Genomic DNA, 22,488 nt, shown 5'->3' with positions numbered 1-22,488 from the left:
CGGATGGGTTTGGCCGGACGACCGTTGACGGCACAGTATAGCGGGGAGAAAGCTTCTTCAAAACGGCGCCAGTCTATCTTATTGGCAAGCAGGTATAAGGGATGCCTGGGATTCAGCTGGTCTGTCAAAGAGCTGAACAAGGAGGGCTGAGGGGTGGTCTTGTTTATCATAATAATCTGCAAGTTTTCAACCATAAAGATACAAAAACTTGCAGATATATCAAAGCAATTTATATATTAATATGTTGATTATTAGGCGTAAAAGCACATTCTAAGGGGCGACTATTTATTTTGTTTGTTATGATTCATTATATTATGATATTGAAACATTCTGTTATTAGTTTCTGTAATATAATTCGTTGATAATTAAATGTTTATTATTTATGTGTAATTATGCATCTCTATTACGGAATAGAGATGCATAAGAAATAGTTTGAAAAGACTGTATAAAATGAATGATTGTATAAGAAATAAAGCCGGCATACTTATTGGTCTATTTACTTTGCTAGGATGTTTTGCGGTTAGAGCACAAGATATAGCAGTAAAAACGAATTTACTTTATGGCGGGTTGTTACAAACACCAAACATAGGGGTGGAATGGGGGATATCTCCCAAACTGACTGTTGACTTGTGGGGAGCCTACAATCCTTTTCCTTTGGGTAAGAATGGTTATGGTTCCAACAATAGAAAAATGAAGCATTGGTTGATACAATCAGAGCTTCGCTATTGGCTTTGTGAACGGTTCAATGGACATTTCTTTGGTGGACATTTGTTTTATGGACAATATAATGTCAGTAATATTCGATATTGGGGACTAGGTGACTTTAGAAGACAGGGAAATCTTGCCGGATTCGGATTTAGTTATGGGTATCAGTGGATTCTTTCACCACATTGGAGTATAGAAGGGACATTAGGGATCGGCTATGCACACCTGCATTATAGTAAATACCCGTGTAAGGAATGTGGTAAGCGTTTAAGCGTAAACAACCGTAATTATTTAGGGCCTACACGTGCCGCTGTATCTATCATATATTTACTTAAATAATATCCCAAATGAATAGTTTTCAGATTATAATACTTTCCTTTTTTATGAGTATAACGGTCATGTCAGTTTCCGCTCAAAATAATGATTCGATTAAGATCAATAATTTTTCTATAGAGAAGAATGCTCAAGGTGATTCTGTGAGTTTGAGATTTCATTTGATGATTGCTCCCGGCATTACAAAAGCAAATGATGAGTTGTTGCTTACACCTATATTGATAGATATAAAGGGAAATCACTCTTTTGCTTTCCCTGTCATACGCGTAAATGGCAAAATACGGGAGAAAATAGTTCGAAGACAAAAAGTGCTTCACTCATCAAAAGCAGAGAAAGACTTAATATATACAGTATCCAATCGGCAATGGAATACAATAACATGTTCAACTCCGATGTTAGCCAATCAACTTTGGATATGGCAGGCAAAGTTAGTGTTACGGCGGCAACTTGGAAATTGCTGTATGAAAAAGGAGTTGGATATGGTGGAATTGTTTACGTGGAAACGGACGGATGGATATTCTATTGTTAAGCCGGAAATAAAGAATAAGGTGGAAATACCGGAAATGTTACCGCATAAATGTGCTACGGAAGTACTGGCTGAAACAGAGAAATTTGTAGAACCCATAGATAACTATTCAGCGGGTAAAAGGATTCTGGCAGGCGAGCAGGAAGGAGCACAGATTGTTTATTTCAAGCTTGCAAAGGCAGAGATAGATAGCAATTATCTGGATAATGAGAGAGTGCTGGAACATATCATTGATGTAATTCGCCGTATTAGTGAAGATCCCGAAGTAGAGATAGCTCGTGTAGTGCTATTGGGGCTTTCCTCACCCGAGGGGGCTTTTGAATTCAATAAACAATTGTCTGGAAAACGAGCTGAAGCGCTGAAGCAATATATAGCCGACCGGATTGCTTTGGCGGATAGTTGCTTTGCGCTTGTGAATGGTGATGAGGGCTGGGAAGAACTACGTTATAAAGTGGAACACTCTGATATGGAATACCGTAAGGAAGTATTGAATATTATTGATTCAGTTCCGATAATGAAAGGCCGTGAGGGACAGTTGCAACGTTTGAAAAGAGGAGTGCCCTATCGTTATTTGGAAGAACACTTCTTTCCGCAATTGCGTCGAGCCGGATACATCAAGGTGTATTACCGGATGAAAAATGGAACCATATAAATCTCAATATATAATTATTTATTTTTTAATCATAAGACAAAAATGAGAAAGAATTATTTTCTAATCGGAGTATTTGCGCTGGCAACAATAACGTTTGCTGCTTGTAGCAGTGAGGACAAGCTAGGTGAAGAAAGAAGCGATGACAATGGTAATACCGAAGTCATAGAGGGAGAGCCTACTTGGGCGAAGTTTACATTTAAACTGGGCAAAGATGGTGTTGTAGCACGTGCAACGGGTGACACACATGAAGGTACTACTACAGAAAAAAACATCAAAAATCTGCGGGCTTATATCTTCAATGAGTCCGGTAGCTTTGAAGCAAAGACGGATAATGCTACTGTAGATGAACATGGCACGGAGCACACTGCTGTATTGAAACTAACTTCCGGTAAAAAGAAAGTGTATGTAGTAGCTAATATGCAGGACGACTGGATTACGTCTACCACTACAACTGCTCAATTTGAAGCTGTTACTTTGACACATTGTACGAAAGCAGGACGTATTGCCCATACCAAAGGTGTAGAAACGGCAGTTGCTGTATCGCGTGTCGGTAATTTTGATAAAATATCCGGTAATGGGAATGCGGCGACCAATGGTTTCCTGATGGCAAATGTATTAAAGGCAACCGAATACACATTATATCCCGGGATTTCTGCTGAGGATTGCTCGAAACCGGCGTATGATAGTTCGGCGGAAATGAAGAAAAACAATCATTTGGAGGTGTTCATATCCCGTGCTGCTGCTAAGTTGCAGGCTACTTATGCAAATGCGGATGCTTTGATATTGAAAGATAGTGAAAGTAATACATTAGGCAAATTACTTACTCCGACTTTTACGGTTCGTAATCTTCCGGTTCAGAGCTATATATTTCTGCATAATCATGTTGATGGTTTCCTTACGCCGTTCTATACAATGACTAATACTAGCTCCACATTTGCAGATTTCGCTAAATATTATGACGAGGTGAATGAGCCTAATTTGGATTTGAAAGCAAGTGCTGACGGGGAAGCTATAGAGTCTATATATTTGCCGGAGAACTCCAATCAGACACCGGTAAGGGGAAATACTACTTATGTGTTGGTGAAAGGTGTATTTGCTCCGGCGGCTAATGTGATGATTAATGCTGTTGAAGTGAAAAATGATGGTGGCAATCTTAGTATCGAAAATAAATTAGACGGAACTGATTATACTACAGGAGGAAAAGATGTACCGCCATATTTTATTGTCCCGGAATGGGAAAATCAGATTTATACGGCTCCTGCAGACTTTAGTGGAAACTTGGCAAACTATGGCTTGGGCATGATTTTAAAGACTTATTTGAATAAAGCCGGAAAACAGAAATGGTTAAATGCAGTAGACGAGGGAAGTGCTGTAGACGAAGGTGATATAGAGAATTCTGTAAGTGTATATTATGGAAGCTCATTCTCTACTTCTGAAGGTATTTATTCAGTTGTTACCATCAAGAAATATTCGCATCCCAAGAATGCACTACCGGGCTATAAGGAAAGTATTGAAGGAACAATACGTATTTTTCAGTACACCGGAGGTACTTGTTATTATCGTGTGAATGTTGAAGATAATATGGACGGAAAGACGGAAGCCAACAACCTGTTCTATTCGGTAATGCGCAACCGTTTTTACAATGTAAATATCTCAAAAATTACTTCAATCGGTTATCCCGATGATGAAGATGTTACCGTGGACCCGACAGATCCCATCAACCAGAAAACGTACATGCAGGCACATATCACAGTGGAACCATGGACGAAAGTTGAACAGGATGCAGAACTGGGAATGTAATTGCTATTAGTCTGCCGGTTCATTAAAAATAGATTTTAACGGATTCTTTTGCCGGGGCATTGTCCCCGGTAAAAGAATCTAAAATCCCTCTCAATAACAATTTAACATGCATAGTACATTTTACCGGAAAAGAAGGATGGTGGCATACATATCAATGCTATTATGGCTTATTACAGGATGCGTTAATGAAGATTTTTCCGATTGTCCGCAGGGAAGTTTCCAGGTGGCTTTCGAATATGTTCATCACACGGACAATATTTGTCCCGATCGCTTCAACATTGACGTACAGCAAATAGACTTGTATGTATTTGATGCAGCCGGATGTTTTTTGAAATGTATAACTCGTAAAGGGACGCCTTTCCCGAAAGATTTTCGGATTGACCCGGAACTTTCTGCCGGTAGCTATACGTTGGTGGCATGGGGAAACTTGACTGATGAAGTGACTTTACAACCGGCCTTTATTGCCGGACAAACTACGCTTGAGCAGGCGTTATTATCACTCAACGCAGCTGAAGACCGTAGCGTGAACCATAGACTGACTCCTGTTTTTCATGCTATGAAACAAGTAGAAGTAAACGATGTGAAGGAACACACTGAAGTTCTTTCACTTATAAAGAATGAGAATCATTTGCATCTGAATGTGAAGTGGTTTGAAAAAAGCGGAATACCATGTATTCACCGCTGTGCGGATGGCGTGCGTGTCCGTGTACTTGATCCCAAAGGGGCGACCTATAAATTTGATAATTCTGTAGTTGCTTCGGGCAACGAATTGACATATTATCCATATCAGGGCGTAAATAATGATGCATGGAATCAATTTGCAGGCGTTTTTTCTTTGATGCGTTTGGTGGAAGGGGAAAAATTGACGCTACTGATAGAACGTTTGATGCAGGACGGCACAGCCAAAGAACTCTACCGTTCTGACTTAGTCGAACTTATCCGGATGCATCCATATACCCGCATCCAGTCGGAACTTGACCGGCAAGATGTGTATGAAGTAGAAATATCGCTTATAGATGATCTGGACGGTGACACGGATACTTATATGCAAACGGCTGTTACCGTATCAGGGTGGACAATCATATTGCAGGATACGGAAATGTGATACTTTATAATTAAACGAGAGAATGAGACTGAAATTAGTTTATATATATAGCTTCGTTGTGACATTATTATATCTGCTTACTGCTTGTACTGACGGAATAGAAGCATCTTCCGATAGTAATGGCCAGGGGGAAGGCAAGGAAATTCCTGTCAGTATCATGCCGAAACTTGTTGCAGGGGATGAAAATGAGGTATCACAATTGCGTGTTATTATTTTCTCGACACGTACTTCCAATCCTTACGGCCCTAAAGTTTTAGTCAGCAATCAATTGATAGATGTAAATGAAGATTATGTTGCCATTACCTATATAGGATACAATGATATTTATGTGATAGGAAATGAACCGGTAGATCTTTCGGGAATCAATAGCCCTGAAGAATTGAAAAATATTCAGATGAATACGGAAAGCAGCCTGAGTGCTTCAAAATTTGTATTTTTCCGGCAGTTGCTCAATGTGAATGTACGGAGTAAAAATGAGATATATCCGGAAGGGGCATCCGCTTCTGTTTCAAAACTGGAGATAAAGTTGCAACGAGTGATTGCCAAGTTAAGTGTGAAGTTTGACCTTAGTACGGAGATTTGTGAAAATGGAAACCCTACAGGTGAATTCGTTAATCTTGAGTCTATGGAGTTACTTCGTATTCCAAAGTATAGTTATCTGGCTTCCTGTAAATACAGGATAGAAGAGGGGTTTCTAGATAACCGCGTTTTTTCACTAGAAAATAGCAGTGCAGAACAGAATCATTTCACATGGTCATCCGGTGATATATATTTGCCGGAATATCTGCCGATGGATGAGATTTACAGAATGGTATTGCGCATTAAAGGGACATCAAGAGGAATCACCCGTATATATACTTTGCCGATTGGTGATGCGATGAATTCAATTGATTCACATTCTACAGAATGGAATATAACCCGCAACAGGCATTATAGTTTGAATATTAAAGCGATTACCGGTTATGGGGAGGAGTCCCTTGAAGTGAAATCCAACGTTTCCGGATGGTCGGAAGTCAATGTTCCGATTGAAATAACGGGAGCTAGTTTTCTTGCAGTCAACAAAAAGACGGTCGAAGTAAAGTCTTTACGCTTTTACTCGTATGTGCGTTTTGCTTGTAACGCTCCGGTTGAAGTGAAACTTCCCGATGAGGTGACAATCGGTAATCAACTGCAGATGACAATAGAATATGATGACGCGACAAAGAAAAGCGGTCGCGTCGGGTTCAGACGTGGAAATTGGAATACTGGTAATGATATTATATATGTAACTACATTAAAATCGGGTACCGCATCTGTTGAACTTAATCTGCAACTTTATAGATCTGAAACAATTCGTGTCGGAAATAACCTTGTTACTTGGGCTGAAGCCATGGGATATTGGGAAGAGGCTAACTGGATACGTACGGGTATTTATAATGATGAGTTTTATAAAAGAGCCACCCGGGAAACTGGATGTAGAGCATATTATCCTGAAGGGATAAATGAGAATGATGCAACAAGAGGGAAAGGATGCTGGAGATTAGCTACCATACGTGAAAATTGGGCGATTAATTCTGCTGAAGCATGGTGCATAGAGGAACATGATACAAATGGCAGAAAGGCATATGTAAGTTACGGATCGGGAAATCTCATAGACGATTATAAAGAGAATAAAAAATATCGCTATAACTGTACACTTGATGTTCGTCCTCCTGAACTTTCAGATTTTATAGTCTCAAGTTCAGATGTAACGAATGTCACGAAGGAAAATGCGTCCTCTATATGTGCAAATTTAGGCAGTGGATGGAGATTGCCTACAGGAAAAGAAATGAATTATGTTTTCCTGAATGCCGGAACCAACGGGCTTCCCAATAATTTCTTTTCGGACAGTTATTGGGGAAAGAATGAGGATGGTACTTTCATTGTAGCAACAATGAGCGATCCGGACGGAAGTGCCACGACGGATGAATTGCGAAATGGGAGACATACGGTGCGTTGTGTGAAATTACGTTATCCCCCTGTTGGATAAGAAAAATGATAGATATGATAGTAAAAAAGAAATATATTCAATTAGTCCTGTTTGTATTGCTTTTCTCTTTGGGGGCTTGCAATAGTGATGAAATGTCGGATATCAACGATACAACAGAAGTACAGGAGCAAATGGTTTTGAAACTAAGTGTGCAACAAGAGTCTGTTGTGTATACGCGGGGAACAGGTACCCCTGCCGATGAAGCAAAGGTTGAAAGTATGGATTTTCTGATATTCAATCATGACGGAAAAATTGTTTATCATCAGCATCCTGTATTGGAATGGACTGGAAATGAATATAAGACGACAGTAAACATTCCTTCGGCGACAGGAGAGCATACATTGTATCTGATAGCTAATTATCCGATGGAAGCAGGGACAATACATACTTTACAGGACTTGGAAAGCAGGATATGCACAAGTACGAAAGCACTTGTAACCCCCCCCTTTGTAATGGCTACCAGGCGCATAACTCTTTCATCACTCAACATGATAGCTATTCGTAATGCGATGGAAAGTGACGGTAGCAATGGTTTCAGTTTAAAACGGAATGTTGCGAAATTCAGTGTGGGAGTGGCAGACAACAATTTTGAATTGATTTCAATAAATTGGTTGGGTTGTCCTGTGTCAGCCTCTGTATTGGCAGACGTGGATTATACCAGTCCGTCCACTTTGTCCGTCAGTAGCCTTGCTCCTTCGTCAAATCCTATTTATCTGTATCAGATTCGGAAAATGGGGTTGGATGCGCATAAAGGATTTCACATCGTTGTACATGGAAAATATACGGCAGCGGATGGGACAGAAAGGGAAGGATACTATAAACTCCGTCTATGTACAATAGATGATGCTACAGGAGAAAAAGTTCCGTTGACTTCAATTGTAGGCAATGATTACTATAAACTGAATATCCGGAGTGTTACGGGATTTGGCGCTAATTCATTCGAGAATGCAGAAAAGAATGGATTTACTAATGATATGGAAGCATTCATGTTATTAGAGTATAATGGTACACATGATTATCAAGAGAATTATTTGCAGAATGGTTATCAGATGGGATTTGAAAATTCCCGTTGGATTATATACAGTAATGAAATCTTGAATTCTTTTGTGTTAGGTCATTTCTACCGGTGCATCCGGGATGAATCATTGGAAGGTTACACCATGTTTGATCCGGATTATCCTAATCTTCAGCGTGGATTGATAACGGTGAAAGCAAATGGGACAGAAATAACGGGGGAAACAGTTTGTAATGATACTCCTGATAATCCCGTCGAGATGGACTTGTGTTTCACGGAATCGAGTGAAGTCGCAGGTACGGAATACTCTTTTACGAGTATTATCCAATATGGTGTTCTACAAAAAACGGTAACTGTTGAACGTCATTCCTCTATCGGTCGGTCATATACAGTGCTTCCTATGTTATATACGAATTACGGGGAAGTGTTCGATTCATGTGATTGGATCGGGATAGCTGAACAACGGCACGAAGGTGCTATTATTTATCCGCAGTTAGACTCTGCTAATGATTACATTTTTGTCCATGTAAAGGAAAATGGCACAGGCAATGCACGTGAAGGAAAGGTGCGTCTGTTTGGTAGGAATGGATATTTTGAACTTCGGATACGTCAGGAAGGATAATTCAAATAGTGTTAAGAGTGAAAGGAGATATGAGGATGAATATATTAAACGATATTTTGGAAAAAGAAGGTGATAATCGAGGCTCTGTTTATTTGTATTGTCTAGAGGATTCATGGAAAGCATTCGGATATTCTGCTTTTTATCTGTCTTTACTTTATCCGGGGATTAAAATCGTGAAATATGATAATCCGGATATTATATGTTTTTGTATGTGTATATCGGATGATTGTCTGATGGAAATATTCGAGATGAGCCGGATATATGTCGGGAATGAATGTATAGAGATGAAAGTGCCGGAAAGGATTTGCGGTGGAGAAAACGAGTATGTCAAATGGTGTAATGAATTGTGCTTGAACTTGTAGAATTATGAATAAACGAAGATTAAGGTTATTACACCTTTTAAGATTGGTAATCCATCAGAAATATATAAGACTTCTTTATATTACTTTAGGCGTGTTTTTACTTTTATGTACTTGTTCTGCCAATTCTGGTGAATCAAATGCTATGGCAAAGCAACAAAAAGACAGCATACTGATAGAGCGCTTTTGGGATACGTATGATTTTACAGATACTATCCGGTTAAGCAGCTCTGCCACTACAGAAAGGATGTTGGTGGATTATCTTTCTCAATTGTCGGAACTGACAGAGGAAAGGGCTTGTGAAAATATCAGGAGATTGGTGTTGAAGACTAAAGTTAATAAGGTGGTAAACCGTTGGTTTCTACAACGGTTGGAGCATCATCTATATGAACCTGATTCGTCACTACGGAATGATAGTTATTATATTTCAGTATTGGAGGAAGTATTAACATCCGGACATTTAGATGGAATGATGCGTATACGTCCCTTGTATCAATTGAAAATGCTTAAAAAGAACCGGATAGGGATAAAAGCTGCTGATTTTACTTTCATTCTTTCTACGGGAGAATTTCAAAAACTATGGGATATTTCCGCTAAATATACATTATTGCTGTTTTATGATCCGGATTGTATTTATTGTCGGCAATCAATGATGGAACTGTCTGAATCATCGGTAATAAATTCCTTCTTGCAACATAGTGGACTATCCCTATCGCAACTTGCTCTTGTTACGATTTGTACAGAAGGTGAAATGGATGCGTGGAAAGAATATCAGCAGTCTCTTCCTTCTGTGTGGATAAACGGTTATGATGTCAGGAAGGTGTTGACTGAAAAAGAACTATATTTTTTGCGTTCTCTTCCTTCGATATATTTGTTGGGAGAGGACAAGCAAGTATTATTGAAAGAGCCCTCTTCTATAGGTGAAGTTACCAGTTATTTATTAAATAAGTATGATGATATATAATAGTGGCATAGGAAAAATGGAATCATGACTTTTCCGCTGCCTGTGAAGGTAGCCTATTGTTTGTTTTGTTTGTGTGTGCATCTTTTTCCCGGTGGGGAAGAAGGTGCACTTTTTTATTATGATATTTATTAGTTTGAATATATTTGTTTATTTATTATTCTCCCCCAGGTATTGATTTTGTCGCTTTTTTCTGCTTTTCGTCGTTTTCTTGTCGTTTATTTAGTTCCTCTATGTGTGGCTGTATGTGTCTGAAATGCTTTTTAGTACTTTTCTGATGAGGCTGTTTGGTGTCGTTTCATCTCCGTGGAAGATGCTGCATCTTTGCATCGTTAACGTTAGCGAAGTGATAATTAAAACAGTATTCATTAAAAAAAGAAAAGTAGTATGGCTATTAGATTTAGAAGGGTGTCTCGCCTGTGTGACCCTACAAATAAAGAAGCAGGAAAGAAAGTGTATCCGGTGATTTCTTATCAGTATGATACGAGTGCAACGTTGGATGAGTTTGCAAAGGAGATTGCGTCAGCTTCCGGTGTCAGCGAGGGTGAAACGATTAGTGTATTGAAGGATTTCCGTACGTTATTGAGAAAGACATTGCTGGGTGGCCGTTCGGTGAATATCGCCGGTCTGGGATATTTTTACCTTTCTGCCCAAAGCAAAGGGACGGAGAAGGCGGAAGATTTTACGATCGCTAATATTTCAGGGCTTCGTATCTGTTTTCGTGCTAACTCGGACATTCGTCTGTTTACCGGGACGACTACCCGTTCGGATGGATTGAAGTTCAAGGATTTGGATCATATTAATGATTTGGGTAGTGTTGGTGACGGTTCGGATGATGGGGGTGAAACTCCGGATCCGGATGGTGGTTCGGGTGGTAATAGTGAAGCACCGGATCCGGCTGCTTGATTCATGAGCCGTTGAGAACTGTCTGGTTTGTATGGAATGGGGCTTCGGCCTCATTCTTTCTTTATAACTACGTAAAAATATAAATATGCAAATAACTACAATCCTTGCTTTTATTACCGCTATGGGTGGTTTGGAAGCTGTGAAATGGTTAGTGAGGTATATCACTTGCCGCAAGACGGATGCACGGAAAGAGGAAGCGTCCGTGAACAGTATGGAAGAAGAAAATCGCCGTAAAAAGGTGGACTGGCTGGAAGAACGGCTGACTCAACGTGACGAGAAGATAGACGGGCTTTATATTGAACTTCGCAAGGAGCAGGAAGAGAAGATTGACTGGATACATAAATGTCATGAAGTGGAGTTGATACAGAAGGAGTCGGAAGTGAAGAAGTGTGAGATTAGAGGGTGCGTGAAGCGTATGCCACCTTCGGATTATTAACTGGTGCGTTTGAACTAATAATGAATTATCATGAGAAATATAGATTCTATCATAGTACATTGTTCGGCTACGAAAGCCGGGCAGGATTTTACTGCTGCGGATATTGACTGTTGGCATCGGGAACGTGGGTTCAACGGTATCGGGTATCACTATGTGGTCCGTTTGGATGGGAAATTGGAAAAGGGGCGGGATGTTTCTCTGGCCGGTGCTCATTGTAAAGGTTGGAATGAGCGGAGTGTCGGGATATGTTATATCGGTGGATTGGATGCGAACGGGCGTCCGGCAGATACCCGGACGAATGCTCAAAAACGGGTGCTTTATCAGATTATTATGGATTTGCAGCGGGAATATAATATTCTCCAAGTGTTGGGACATCGGGATACTTCACCGGATTTGAATGGTGACGGAGTGATTGAACCTTATGAATATGTGAAGGTTTGTCCCTGTTTTGATGTGAAGGAGTTTTTGAGGAGTGGGAGGGAGTTACTGTTTGTGTTGTTGGTGGCTTTGGTTGTGCCTGTATTGCTGTCGGGATGTAGGAGTAAGAAAGAGGTGATAAATAGGGAGAGTGAAGTTAGGGTTGATTCAAGTTTAAATAGTAGCTCCGGGAAAAGTCTTGTTAAAAATAAGGTTGCTTCAGAAAAGGATTCGGAGGTGGTGGTGGAGCATATCGAGCAGGTGTTGTTTGTATTTCCTGTGGATACGCTTAGATTGAAGGCTGGGATGGTGGTGAAGACTGTGGTGGATAGGAAAAACGTTAATGAGAAACAACTTCTTCAAGAAGTGAATTCACAGTCTGTGAGCTTATCGGATATGAGTGCTAAGACAGAGATTCATAAAACGGGAGTTGAGAAAACTACTAATAGGACAACCGGAGGTTGGTATTGGTACGGAATTATTTTGCTGGTCTTGGTTATTGTGTGTTGGATTTGCAAAGTGAAGAGGAAGTGAGATGTTGTTTGTCTGGTACAAAGTTAGTTTTGATGAAAAATGGAGTCATGGTAGTGCTGTCTGTGAAACTGTGTACTTTTTTGTGGAGTTTGTATGTGTATTCCCATGGAAATGCGTATCTTTGAATAATCAAAATAGAGGAAAAATCATGGACGGGATATTACGTAAACTTCCTATTGGAATACAGACTTTTGAGAAACTTCGTGAAGGAGATTATCTTTATGTGGATAAGACTGCTCTTGTATGGAGAATTGCTTCAACGGAGACTCCTTACTTTTTAAGTCGTCCTCGTCGTTTTGGCAAGAGTCTTCTTCTTTCTACTTTCGAAGCTTATTTCGAAGGTAAGAAAGAATTATTTGAAGGGTTAGCCATAGCCGATATGGAAAAGGAATGGAAGAAATATCCGGTACTACATTTGGATTTGAACGCGGAAAAATATGATTCTCCCCAAGCTTTAGTCGAAATTCTTAGCAGGCAGTTGACGCAATGGGAACTGAAATATGGCAAAGGGGAGGATGAGGAAACTCTCTCCGGACGTTTTGCGGGTGTAATTCGCCGAGCCTGTGAACAGTCTGGTCGTGGAGTCGTAGTCTTGGTGGATGAATATGATAAACCTTTGTTGCAGGCATTGGGTGATGACGCTTTGCTTGATGACTATCGTAAGACATTGAAGGCCTTCTATGGTGTATTGAAAAGTTCTGACCGTTATCTTCGTTTTGTTTTCCTTACCGGTGTGACTAAGTTTGCGCAAGTCAGTGTGTTCAGTGATTTGAATCAACTGAATGATATCAGTATGAAGCCGCAGTATGCCACGATTTGTGGTATTACACGACAAGAATTGGAGGATACTTTTATTCCTGAACTGAATCGATTGGCAGAAACGAATGAACTGACTTATGAAGAAACATTAAATAAGATGACGGCTTTATATGACGGTTATCATTTTTGTGAGTTTGCGGAAGGAGTATTCAATCCATTCAGTGTGCTTAACGTTTTTGACGGGTATAAGTTTAGTAACTATTGGTTCCAAACCGGTACTCCTACTTTTTTAGTCGAACTGCTTAAAAAGAGTGAGTATGATTTGCGTACGTTGATTGATGGGGTAGAAGCCAATGCTTCTTCGTTTATGGAATATAGGGTAGATGCTAATAATCCGATTCCGTTGATTTATCAGAGTGGCTATTTGACTATAAAGGGGTATGACAAGCGTTTTGGAAACTACCTGCTGAAATTTCCCAATGATGAAGTGCGATATGGATTTATGGATTTTTTGGTTCCTTATTACACATCAGTGGTAGATGATGAACGGGGCTTTTATCTAGGTAAATTTGTACGTGAATTGGAGAGTGGTGATGTTGACGCTTTTCTTACCCGCTTACAGGCTTTCTTCGCAGATTTCCCTTATGAACTGAATGAAAAGACCGAACGACATTATCAAGTTGTATTTTACTTAGTATTCAAATTGATGGGACAATTTACCGGAGCAGAGGTTCTTAGTGCCCGCGGACGGGCGGATGCAGTGGTGAAAACTCCGAAGTATATTTATGTATTTGAATTTAAACTGAATGGTACTGCCGAACAGGCTTTGCAGCAGATTGATGAAAAAGGCTATCTGATACCTTATCAGGTAGACGGGCGTGAGTTGGTTAAAGTTGGAGTGGAGTTCAGTGCAGAAAAAAGGAATATAGACCGGTGGTTATATTAGCTCGATAACCATGTTGTTAAAGGAGTTACGGAGCCGTTTGAGATTGTTCAAGCGGCTCTTGTTTTGCGGGTAGTTCTTCTTATCACTTGTTTTAAATCCAAATCATAATCTCTATTTCTTTATCAGTTGTGATCTTTTCCTTTTTTCTGATTTCCGCTTTGAGAGGAAGTAAATAAGTATCAAGTTTGGTGTCAAACCAGATTGCGGTTTCCCATTGGGTATTGCCTGTTTTGGCCGTCATCTTCAACCGTCCCCAGCCTTCCTCTAAGAATCCGAGATTCTCTCTTATTTCTTTGGACATCTCTTTCGGCAGGCAGGCTATGTGCCAACCGCCCGTTCCAACAGTCGATGAGTAGTTCCAAACTTTTGTGGTAAACTCGTATTTCATTCCTTTATTTTCCATTGTACAAAAATAGAAAATAATAGGAGATTAGCTATAATTTTTTCTTTTAATTAATTTTCGATGTTTGTTTGAATACACATCTATTATAGGAATTGGCAACTGGGCAAAGTGGTAGAATAAGTCAAAGTTAACTTGTGCATAGCCCTTGTAACTGCCACATAAAGCATACTTTTGTCAATATTGGAATGATAGTTCTTATCATCTGTTTGCGGAATGATTACTTCGTCAAATTCTAGTCCTTTCGCCATATGGGCAGAAGTGATGATAATCCCTTTCACATAAGCAGAACTTTGATTTGACAAAAGTGAGATGTCGTTTGCATATATCTGGAGTTTTTGAACAAGTTCTTTTGCTTGGGATTCTGTTTTGCAGATGATCCCTAATGAGGTATAATGGGAGTTCCTGAAGGAGTTTACTAAATCCGCAATACCTTGGATCTCTTCTTTTGTACTTTTGAATGGAAGAATCTTGGGGTGTTCTCCATGTCTCATAATCGGTTCTAATTCATTGTTCGATTGAATTTTTTGTGCAAAACTGGTAATCTCAAAAGTAGAACGATAGCTTTTGCAAAGTTTCATTATTTCTCCTGTTACAAATGCTTTTTGAATCATACCGGCAGTGGAAGATCCATAAGGATTGACGGATTGGGAAGCGTCTCCAAGAATTGTTTTTCGACACGGATAAAGTTTTTGAATCACTTTGTATTGTATGGGAGAATAGTCTTGCATTTCATCTATCAGAAGGTGTTTGACATAAGATTGGGCGTTGTTCCCATCTAATGCGATATGCAGATAAGCCAAAGGAGCTAAGTCCGCATACTCCAGTATGCGATTTTTGCGTGTCTTGAACATCTCCGGTTTTCCGATCCATTCAAAAAAGTCTTTATAGATTTGGAGAGCGTTATTTCCCGCGAACATCTTTTTTATCTCTTTCTTTAGTTGGTTTTTCTCCGGAGTGCTAACTGTGAGATTATATTGTAGTTGCATCATCTCCAGAATGTAATCTGTCATAGTCTCAAATCGTTGACGTATGGGATAGCGGTGGAATCGTTTGAACTGTTCGTTAATAAATTCGGCAGGAACGGTGATATATTTGGTGAGTTTTACGTCTGTTGCTTTGAAATAGTTGTTTTCCATGTAAAGGATGAATTTGTCAAGTAGTGATATAAACTCGAAGGAGGCTTTGTATTGAATCCGTTCGATAAAGTCGGGTGTCGGGTTTTCTAATAGTTCCGTCACCTGTTCGAAGAAATTCTGGTGTTTATATTTGTTGTCAATTACGTCCGACAGAATTTGCCCCATGTTGGTTTCGGGAACGGTCTCTTCGCCAAGTTCCGGAAGTACATTAGAAATGTAATCGGCAAATACTTTATTGGGAGAGATGATTAATATGTCTTTGGAAGAAATCTGTCCTTTCTGTGCATAAAGCAGGTAGGCAATACGATGGAGCGCGATAGAGGTTTTTCCTGAACCGGCAACACCTTGTATAATAAGTACAGAAGCGTTTTCATTACGGATGATCTGATTCTGTTCCCTCTGAATTGTCGTGACGATATTTTTCATTTTATTGTCGGCATTGGAACATAGTTCTTTTTGCAGAATATCGTCATGAACAGTTACGGAACTTTCAATCATGTACTCCATTTTTCCTTTGCGAATACGATATTGGCGTTTGAGTGAGATCGTCCCGTTAATTTTGCCTGCCGGGGAGGAGTAGAACGCCTCGCCTAATTCATGATCGTAGAACATGCTTGAAATAGGAGCTCGCCAATCGTAAATCAGATTCTTTTTTTGATTGAGGTCATAGAAAGTATGTATTCCTATATAGATCGGACTAACTTGGCTTTTGTCTTTCTTTTCCTGAAAGTCGATTCGTCCGAAATAGGGGATATCCAGTATTTTGCTTAGTCGCCTGCGTTTGTCAATTACATTTTCACCTAATGCAAAATGATTTAATATGCTTTCGCGCATGGAACGGATTTCGTGGGGATCGATATCCTTGTTCGACCATAGATAATCCTTGTATTCCTGCAGGGTGTCTATATGTTCTTTGACGGAAGTACTGGTGGTGTTAATCGTATCATGGATGGTGGTTATGACTTGCTGTAAATACTCTTTTTCCTGTTTCTCTGTTTGATTGAATATCATAATCTCTTTTTAGTTGTATGATGAAGAATTGAAATTGCGGACAAAGTTAGCTCAACCCATTAAGGGATTAAATAGTTATTTATAGCTATATATGTATCCTTTTTCCTATTTTTGCATACTTACTTAATAAGGAAAAAGATGAATATTCTTGAATTGGCAAAACGTAACCAGCAGAGAGCTTGGGAGATTATAGAGGATACCCGTATTGTTCGGATATGGGAGGGGATGGGTGCCAAAGTGAATCTGGTAGGTTCGTTGCGTACAGGATTATTGATGAAACATCGGGATATTGATTTTCATATTTATACTTCCCCTTTGGATTTGTCTGCCAGCTTTCGGGCGATGGCTGAATTGGCGGAAAATACGTCCGTAAAGAAGATTGAATATACGAATTTATTACATACAGCAGAAGCGTGTATAGAGTGGCATGCATGGTATCAGGATATGGAGGGAGAACTTTGGCAAATGGATATGATTCATATCCAAGAAGGCTCTCGTTATGATGGCTACTTTGAAAGGGTGGCCGAACGCATTTCTGCGGTATTGACAGATGAAATGAGACTGGCTATCCTGAAATTGAAATACGAAACGCCTGATACGGAAAAAATTATGGGAGTGGAGTATTATCAAGCTGTGATTCAGGATGGTGTACGTAGTTATCCGGAATTTGAGGAATGGAGAAGATTGCACCCGGTGGTGGGTGTGGTGGAATGGATGCCTTAGACAGACTGGATCACTGTGCGGGGAGAGAGATTGCATGTGTTAACCTAGCAATCCACTCTCTTGTCCTAAACGAATGGCTTCAATGGAATTCTGTACACCTAACTTCCGTAACAGATTTTGTCGATGAATATTAACTGTATGAATACTGATGCATAGTTTGTCTGCGATTTCTTTACTTAACAGGCCTTTTTGAATAAGGCGTAATACTTCTATTTCCCGATTAGTAAGATTGGTAGAAGGCATTAACGATAGGGAAGGAGAAAATATTTCTCCATTCTTTAGATTCAGGACGGTACAATCTACGGTTTCAGAGGCTTTTTGGTCGGGTGATATGTCCATGTTTCCTATGATAAGCCATGCTTTACCGTTGCGGTCCTGTTCCAATACCTGATGTCTGCTGGCGACACGTATGTACTGTTGTTTCGCATTAAGCATACGAAAACTGTAAATGTTAGAGTAGTTATTCCGTTGCTCAAAAGGCAGGCTATAGATGAATTGGCTTAGTATGACCTGTAATGCTGCCAGTTGTGCGCGATCATCGGGATGGATGCGCGATTCCAGATAATCACCCTGTCTTTCTAATGTTTCTATCTTGTGGCTGTCGTATCCCAGTAAATCAACAAAATTCGGAGAGGCGTAAGCATATTTGCATTTATAAACATCGACAACAAATGTACAGTTACGACCCATTTTCGAGAGTTGATGAAGCATGGATTTATCCCGTTCCCATACGGCATAGTCAATGTCGACGGCGGATAGATGTTGTTTTGCCCACATTTCTTCTCTAGTTGTAGTGTTTAGTTTCATTCTCGGATATATTTGTTGGGTGTATCTTAATAATTGTTCTGGAACAAAAATAGATATATTATGGGAAATGGTCAAGAATGAATGAGAGAATTGCTAATTGTGACTGTTTTGTGTGATTGACATGCTAACAAATGATAATAATTGAGCTTCTATTGAAAAATATAGAATAAAAACATAGTTATCTAATTTATTGTGTTACCTTTGTTCCCAGAGTTTGAGTTACGAATCATTATTGTGTAGTTCTTCTTTTTAATATATTATTAGTAAGTAGTCCTCTTCTGTAATTATCCTCCTCACTCCAAAATAGTATTTATTTTAATAAAATTTTTAGATGAACATTTACATTTCAGGTTTAAGCTATGGCACAACTGATGCCGACTTAACAAATTTATTTGCAGAGTTTGGAGAAGTTTCTTCAGCCAAAGTTATTTTTGATAGAGAAACTGGTAGATCCAGAGGATTTGCTTTCGTAGAAATGACGAACGATGGAGAAGGACAAAAAGCAATTGATGAACTGAATGGAGTTGAATACGACCAGAAGGTTATTTCAGTAAGCGTTGCACGCCCTCGTACTGAAAGACCGTCAAACGGTGGAGGCCGTGGTGGTTATAATAACTCTAGAAGATATTAATATCCGAATGAAAGCAGAAGATTCTGTCTTCTGCTTTCATTTAAAAGCTGTTTCCGTTTCATGATTCAACGGGGGAATCTCTACTGAATAGAGAAGACGAAAAATCATTTTACATTTAAGTTCTGCTAATTCTGGCTCTTCTATGCAAAATTAGGAATTTCTAATCCTGTACTTTCCATTCTGAAAATAGATTTATTAGGCTTTTTTGTAATACAATACTCTTGAAATAGCCAAGGGCATATAGTTTAATAAATTATCCAACAAGGTAAATCATTCGTGACAGAACCAAATATTGAGCACTTGAATAAAGTATGCTCACTTCTATCTGTCTGTTTTGCCAATACAAAATGAAACATATGAAATCGTTCTTTATAGGAAATATTGAAATTAAAACACCTGTTATACAAGGTGGAATGGGAGTAGGAATCTCACTGTCCGGTCTGGCATCAGCAGTTGCAAATGAAGGCGGAGTAGGCGTTATATCATGTGCGGGTTTAGGATTGTTATATCCCAAGGGAAAAGGCTCTTATCCGGAGAAATGTATAAGTGGACTGAGAGAAGAAATTCACAAGGCACGTACAAAAACAGAAGGTATTATTGGCGTAAACGTAATGGTTGCTTTATCTAATTATGCCGATATGGTGCGTACTGCGATTGAGGAAAAGATAGATGTGGTATTTTCAGGTGCGGGACTTCCGCTTGATCTGCCGTCATATTTGACCCCGGAAAGTGTAACCAAGTTAGTTCCTATTGTATCTTCTTCAAGAGCTGCCAAGGTTATTTGTGACAAGTGGCAAAAAAACTATAACTATCTGCCCGATGCAATTGTGGTGGAAGGGCCTAAAGCCGGTGGGCATTTAGGATTTAAAAAAGAACAAATACAGGATCAGCATTATGCTCTGGAAGCATTGATTCCGGAAGTGGTGATGATTGCATCCAGTTATAAAGAACAAAAGCAGATTCCGGTGATTGCTGCCGGTGGAATTTCGACAGGTGAGGATATAGCGCATTTTATGGAATTGGGAGCTTCCGGTGTGCAAATGGGGAGTATTTTTGTTACCACCCTTGAATGTGATGCTTCAGAAACATTCAAAGAAGTATATATTCATTCCAAGTCCGAAGATGTTCTTATTATAGAAAGTCCTGTCGGGATGCCGGGAAGGGCTATTGATGGAGAATTTATTCACAATGTGAATAATGGTTTGGAGAGGCCTAAAAGTTGCTCATTCCATTGTATAAAGACATGTGATTATACAAAAAGTCCTTATTGCATTATTAAGGCTCTATATAATGCAGCCAGAGGAAATATGAAAAAAGGCTATGCATTTGCTGGTAGCAATGCCTTTCTCGCAGAAAAAATCAGTAGCGTAAAAGAAGTAATGGCTACACTGGAACGCGAGTTTTTTTTAGCAACCCACAGACTGGCTTAATGATTGAAACTCTGCTTTTTCATGATTGAAATTGTTCGGGTTTCCCACTATATATAAAACTAATCGCTGTTTGAGTACAGCAAAAATAACATTTATGACATTTAAAGAATTAAATATAACCGAACCGATATTAAAAGCAATTGGAGAAAAAGGATATACAGTACCAACTCCCATTCAGGAAAAGGCGATTCCGCCTGCACTGGCAAAAAGAGATATATTAGGCTGTGCGCAAACCGGTACCGGAAAGACGGCTTCATTTGCTATTCCTATCATACAGCATTTGCAACTGGATAAAGAGGCTGCCAGACGTCAGGGAATTAAAGCCTTGATATTGACGCCCACACGTGAGCTTGCCTTGCAAATCAGTGAATGTATTGACGATTATTCAAAACATACTCGTATTCGCCATGGAGTAATCTTTGGTGGTGTAAATCAACGCCCGCAGGTTGATCTGTTGCGTAAAGGTATTGATATTCTGGTCGCTACTCCGGGACGTTTGCTTGACCTGATGAGTCAGGGACATATACATTTGGACACTATCCAATATTTTGTATTGGATGAGGCTGACCGTATGCTTGATATGGGATTTATCCATGATATTAAGCGGATATTGCCGAAACTTCCAAAAGAAAAGCAGACTTTGTTTTTCTCGGCAACAATGCCTGATTCTATTATCTCCTTGACTAAGTCTCTGCTGAAGAATCCGGTGAAGATTTACATAACACCGAAATCGTCTACTGTAGATTCTATCAAACAGCTGGTGTATTTTGTTGAAAAGAAGGAGAAAAGCCAGTTGCTTATTTCGATATTGTCGAAGGCAGAAGATCAGTCAGTACTTATCTTCTCACGTACGAAACACAATGCTGATAAGATTGTGAAGATTCTGGGTAAGGCTGGAATTGGCAGCCAGGCTATTCATGGGAATAAGAGCCAGGCGGCAAGACAGTCTGCATTGGGCAACTTTAAATCGGGAAAAACTCGGGTGATGGTTGCCACTGACATTGCTTCCAGGGGGATCGATATTAACGAATTACCTTTGGTTATCAACTATGATCTTCCGGATGTTCCCGAAACCTATGTGCACCGTATTGGGCGTACAGGAAGAGCAGGGAATATGGGAACTGCACTTACGTTCTGTTCGCAGGAAGAACGTAAACTAGTGAATGATATTCAAAAGTTAACCGGTAAGAAACTCAATAAGGCTGATTTCACTATTTGAAAGTAAGCACTTACATTATTTATTCATTAAAAATATAGTATAAACTAAATATTATTTCTATGGCAAAATCCATGACAGTAGGTAAACGTGAAAATGAAAAGAAAAGAATCGCTAAGCGCGAAGAAAAATTAAAGAAGAAAGAAAATAAGAAATTATCGGGCAGCTCAAACAGCTTTGAAGATATGATTGCTTATGTTGATGAGAACGGGAGAATAACCTCAACTCCTCCGACAGAGAATGTCAGAAAAGAAGAGATCAACCCGGATGAAATAGTTATAGCAACTCCTAAAAAAGAGGATGAAGAGCCAACTATTTTGAGAGGACGGGTTGAGTTTTTTAATGAGTCAAGAGGATTTGGTTTTATTAAAGATCTTTCCGGCGTTGAGAAGTACTTTTTTCATGTAAACAATGTCGTTGGTAATATTACAGAAAATAATATCGTAACATTTGATCTTGAACGTGGAGTGAAAGGGATGAATGCGGTCAATATCTCGTTGGAAAACAAATCTAAGCCGGAAAATTTAGCTCAAACAGAATCTGTATAAGAATATCTGTATTCTGCTTGTGTATAACAAAAAACAAAAAATAATAATTTGAGATATGAAAAAAGGTAATATAATGCGTGATGTTATTTCATCCAGTCAGTTTACTGCAAACGTGATCAAGGAGTACAAAAAAGGTCTGGGAGATGTAGTGCTGGTAGCAATAACTCCGCGGACTACCATTGAACTTCCTGCACATTTGACTCAAGCAGAAATAGATGCTCGTATAGAGATTTATAAAAAACTACATAGCTCCAAAGTATAGGTGGGCTCAGTTGTAATTCTTGGGGGATTAAGTTTAGTCAATTCCCTTCATGCATATACCTTTGCTAGCCTAAAAAGGAAGAAGCTCATATCCACTACTCCTCTAAATGATGCCCTAAATGCTTTGATTTTAGCATTAAATGCTTCCGCTGCTGCATTTGTACTCCTGTTCACAAAGAAGTTCAGAATCCTTTCATAATGATTCTCAATAGAGTTTGCTACTGTTGTGAATGTATCG

22 protein-coding genes are annotated in these 22,488 nt (G+C 39.4%); 18 read left to right on the top strand and 4 right to left on the bottom strand.

What is annotated here, in order from left to right:
• Positions 1–450: 450 nt before the first annotated feature.
• The 12 genes from BSAG_RS11970 (at position 451) to BSAG_RS12025 (ending at position 14,084) form a co-directional block, all read left to right on the top strand.
• Positions 451–1,044, top strand: a complete 594-nt coding sequence (locus BSAG_RS11970) for a DUF3575 domain-containing protein (protein WP_004315013.1) — start codon at positions 451–453, stop codon at positions 1,042–1,044.
• An 8-nt stretch (positions 1,045–1,052) separates the two neighbouring features.
• Entirely contained in the window at positions 1,053–2,216 is a 1,164-nt protein-coding gene (locus BSAG_RS11975) for a DUF3868 domain-containing protein (RefSeq protein WP_004315014.1), read from the top strand.
• A gap of 42 nt (positions 2,217–2,258) precedes the next feature.
• The gene (locus BSAG_RS11980) at positions 2,259–4,016 is read left to right on the top strand and encodes an Mfa1 family fimbria major subunit (protein WP_004315015.1); all 1,758 of its coding nucleotides are present in this window, start codon (positions 2,259–2,261) and stop codon (positions 4,014–4,016) included.
• Between the two features lie 106 nt (positions 4,017–4,122).
• Positions 4,123–5,121, top strand: a complete 999-nt coding sequence (locus BSAG_RS11985) for a FimB/Mfa2 family fimbrial subunit (protein WP_004315016.1) — start codon at positions 4,123–4,125, stop codon at positions 5,119–5,121.
• A gap of 22 nt (positions 5,122–5,143) precedes the next feature.
• Positions 5,144–7,129, top strand: coding sequence for a hypothetical protein (locus BSAG_RS11990; RefSeq protein WP_004315017.1), 1,986 nt, complete (start codon positions 5,144–5,146; stop codon positions 7,127–7,129).
• A 5-nt stretch (positions 7,130–7,134) separates the two neighbouring features.
• A complete protein-coding gene (locus BSAG_RS11995; RefSeq protein ID WP_008771275.1) occupies positions 7,135–8,766 on the top strand; it encodes a fimbrial protein in 1,632 nt (543 codons plus the stop codon).
• A 35-nt stretch (positions 8,767–8,801) separates the two neighbouring features.
• Positions 8,802–9,128, top strand: a complete 327-nt coding sequence (locus BSAG_RS12000; protein WP_009040202.1) for a hypothetical protein — start codon at positions 8,802–8,804, stop codon at positions 9,126–9,128.
• 142 nt (positions 9,129–9,270) lie between these two features.
• Positions 9,271–10,089 (top strand): DUF5106 domain-containing protein, encoded by an 819-nt coding sequence (locus tag BSAG_RS12005; protein WP_004315020.1) that lies wholly within the window; start codon positions 9,271–9,273, stop codon positions 10,087–10,089.
• Positions 10,090–10,473: 384 nt separating this feature from the next.
• On the top strand, positions 10,474–10,992 hold the full coding sequence (locus BSAG_RS12010; RefSeq protein ID WP_008019164.1) for an HU family DNA-binding protein: 519 nt from the start codon (positions 10,474–10,476) through the stop codon (positions 10,990–10,992).
• A gap of 85 nt (positions 10,993–11,077) precedes the next feature.
• On the top strand, positions 11,078–11,428 hold the full coding sequence (locus BSAG_RS12015; protein ID WP_004296148.1) for a hypothetical protein: 351 nt from the start codon (positions 11,078–11,080) through the stop codon (positions 11,426–11,428).
• Positions 11,429–11,458: 30 nt separating this feature from the next.
• A complete protein-coding gene (locus BSAG_RS12020; protein WP_004315022.1) occupies positions 11,459–12,379 on the top strand; it encodes an N-acetylmuramoyl-L-alanine amidase in 921 nt (306 codons plus the stop codon).
• A gap of 148 nt (positions 12,380–12,527) precedes the next feature.
• On the top strand, positions 12,528–14,084 hold the full coding sequence (locus BSAG_RS12025; RefSeq protein WP_008771278.1) for an ATP-binding protein: 1,557 nt from the start codon (positions 12,528–12,530) through the stop codon (positions 14,082–14,084).
• 91 nt (positions 14,085–14,175) lie between these two features.
• On the opposite strand, the gene BSAG_RS12030 is transcribed toward BSAG_RS12025, so the two are convergent.
• Positions 14,176–14,472 carry a DUF1905 domain-containing protein gene (locus BSAG_RS12030; RefSeq protein WP_004315024.1) on the bottom strand — a complete coding sequence of 99 codons (297 nt, stop codon included), beginning with the start codon at positions 14,470–14,472 and terminating at the stop codon, positions 14,176–14,178.
• Positions 14,473–14,570: 98 nt separating this feature from the next.
• Complete coding sequence (locus tag BSAG_RS12035; protein WP_004315025.1) at positions 14,571–16,634, bottom strand: HelD family protein; 2,064 nt, start codon at positions 16,632–16,634, stop codon at positions 14,571–14,573.
• Between the two features lie 138 nt (positions 16,635–16,772).
• Between BSAG_RS12035 and BSAG_RS12040 the strand changes: the two genes are divergently transcribed.
• Positions 16,773–17,357 (top strand): hypothetical protein, encoded by a 585-nt coding sequence (locus tag BSAG_RS12040; protein ID WP_004315026.1) that lies wholly within the window; start codon positions 16,773–16,775, stop codon positions 17,355–17,357.
• 39 nt (positions 17,358–17,396) lie between these two features.
• Here the strand turns inward: BSAG_RS12040 and BSAG_RS12045 are convergent, their stop codons facing one another.
• Complete coding sequence (locus BSAG_RS12045) at positions 17,397–18,164, bottom strand: LuxR C-terminal-related transcriptional regulator (RefSeq protein ID WP_004315027.1); 768 nt, start codon at positions 18,162–18,164, stop codon at positions 17,397–17,399.
• A 331-nt stretch (positions 18,165–18,495) separates the two neighbouring features.
• On the opposite strand from BSAG_RS12045, the gene BSAG_RS12050 reads away from it, so the two are divergent.
• The 5 genes from BSAG_RS12050 (at position 18,496) to BSAG_RS12070 (ending at position 22,251) form a co-directional block, all read left to right on the top strand.
• Entirely contained in the window at positions 18,496–18,795 is a 300-nt protein-coding gene (locus BSAG_RS12050; protein ID WP_004315028.1) for an RNA recognition motif domain-containing protein, read from the top strand.
• 356 nt (positions 18,796–19,151) lie between these two features.
• Positions 19,152–20,225, top strand: coding sequence for an NAD(P)H-dependent flavin oxidoreductase (locus BSAG_RS12055; protein WP_032811555.1), 1,074 nt, complete (start codon positions 19,152–19,154; stop codon positions 20,223–20,225).
• 94 nt (positions 20,226–20,319) lie between these two features.
• Positions 20,320–21,444, top strand: coding sequence for a DEAD/DEAH box helicase (locus BSAG_RS12060; RefSeq protein WP_004315031.1), 1,125 nt, complete (start codon positions 20,320–20,322; stop codon positions 21,442–21,444).
• 59 nt (positions 21,445–21,503) lie between these two features.
• The gene (locus tag BSAG_RS12065) at positions 21,504–21,989 is read left to right on the top strand and encodes a cold shock domain-containing protein (protein ID WP_004315032.1); all 486 of its coding nucleotides are present in this window, start codon (positions 21,504–21,506) and stop codon (positions 21,987–21,989) included.
• 55 nt (positions 21,990–22,044) lie between these two features.
• Entirely contained in the window at positions 22,045–22,251 is a 207-nt protein-coding gene (locus BSAG_RS12070; protein WP_008026295.1) for a hypothetical protein, read from the top strand.
• Between the two features lie 47 nt (positions 22,252–22,298).
• Here the strand turns inward: BSAG_RS12070 and BSAG_RS24270 are convergent.
• Positions 22,299–22,488 (bottom strand): transposase (locus BSAG_RS24270; RefSeq protein ID WP_008997328.1); only part of this gene is annotated, 190 nt, incomplete at its 5' end.

It is taken from the genome of Bacteroides sp. D1, from assembly GCF_000157095.2.
Classification (GTDB): domain Bacteria; phylum Bacteroidota; class Bacteroidia; order Bacteroidales; family Bacteroidaceae; genus Bacteroides; species Bacteroides xylanisolvens.
The sequence above is the reverse complement of the archived record's forward strand: the minus strand, read 5'-3'. Positions and strand labels throughout refer to the sequence as shown.

Excerpts from the sequence above, each read along its gene's own strand:
- BSAG_RS12045 (WP_004315027.1), bottom strand. The coding sequence starts at position 18,164 with ATGAAACTAAACACTACAACTAGAGAAGAAATGTGGGCAAAACAACAT.
- BSAG_RS12030 (WP_004315024.1), bottom strand. The coding sequence starts at position 14,472 with ATGAAATACGAGTTTACCACAAAAGTTTGGAACTACTCATCGACTGTT.
- BSAG_RS12060 (WP_004315031.1), top strand. The coding sequence starts at position 20,320 with ATGACATTTAAAGAATTAAATATAACCGAACCGATATTAAAAGCAATT.
- BSAG_RS12010 (WP_008019164.1), top strand. The coding sequence starts at position 10,474 with ATGGCTATTAGATTTAGAAGGGTGTCTCGCCTGTGTGACCCTACAAAT.
- BSAG_RS12070 (WP_008026295.1), top strand. The coding sequence starts at position 22,045 with ATGAAAAAAGGTAATATAATGCGTGATGTTATTTCATCCAGTCAGTTT.
- BSAG_RS11980 (WP_004315015.1), top strand. The coding sequence starts at position 2,259 with ATGAGAAAGAATTATTTTCTAATCGGAGTATTTGCGCTGGCAACAATA.
- BSAG_RS11970 (WP_004315013.1), top strand. The coding sequence starts at position 451 with ATGAATGATTGTATAAGAAATAAAGCCGGCATACTTATTGGTCTATTT.
- BSAG_RS11985 (WP_004315016.1), top strand. The coding sequence starts at position 4,123 with ATGCATAGTACATTTTACCGGAAAAGAAGGATGGTGGCATACATATCA.
- BSAG_RS11995 (WP_008771275.1), top strand. The coding sequence starts at position 7,135 with ATGATAGATATGATAGTAAAAAAGAAATATATTCAATTAGTCCTGTTT.
- BSAG_RS12065 (WP_004315032.1), top strand. The coding sequence starts at position 21,504 with ATGGCAAAATCCATGACAGTAGGTAAACGTGAAAATGAAAAGAAAAGA.
- BSAG_RS12015 (WP_004296148.1), top strand. The coding sequence starts at position 11,078 with ATGCAAATAACTACAATCCTTGCTTTTATTACCGCTATGGGTGGTTTG.
- BSAG_RS12040 (WP_004315026.1), top strand. The coding sequence starts at position 16,773 with ATGAATATTCTTGAATTGGCAAAACGTAACCAGCAGAGAGCTTGGGAG.
- BSAG_RS12005 (WP_004315020.1), top strand. The coding sequence starts at position 9,271 with ATGGCAAAGCAACAAAAAGACAGCATACTGATAGAGCGCTTTTGGGAT.
- BSAG_RS12000 (WP_009040202.1), top strand. The coding sequence starts at position 8,802 with ATGAATATATTAAACGATATTTTGGAAAAAGAAGGTGATAATCGAGGC.
- BSAG_RS12050 (WP_004315028.1), top strand. The coding sequence starts at position 18,496 with ATGAACATTTACATTTCAGGTTTAAGCTATGGCACAACTGATGCCGAC.
- BSAG_RS12020 (WP_004315022.1), top strand. The coding sequence starts at position 11,459 with ATGAGAAATATAGATTCTATCATAGTACATTGTTCGGCTACGAAAGCC.
- BSAG_RS12025 (WP_008771278.1), top strand. The coding sequence starts at position 12,528 with ATGGACGGGATATTACGTAAACTTCCTATTGGAATACAGACTTTTGAG.
- BSAG_RS11975 (WP_004315014.1), top strand. The coding sequence starts at position 1,053 with ATGAATAGTTTTCAGATTATAATACTTTCCTTTTTTATGAGTATAACG.
- BSAG_RS12035 (WP_004315025.1), bottom strand. The coding sequence starts at position 16,634 with ATGATATTCAATCAAACAGAGAAACAGGAAAAAGAGTATTTACAGCAA.
- BSAG_RS12055 (WP_032811555.1), top strand. The coding sequence starts at position 19,152 with ATGAAATCGTTCTTTATAGGAAATATTGAAATTAAAACACCTGTTATA.
- BSAG_RS11990 (WP_004315017.1), top strand. The coding sequence starts at position 5,144 with ATGAGACTGAAATTAGTTTATATATATAGCTTCGTTGTGACATTATTA.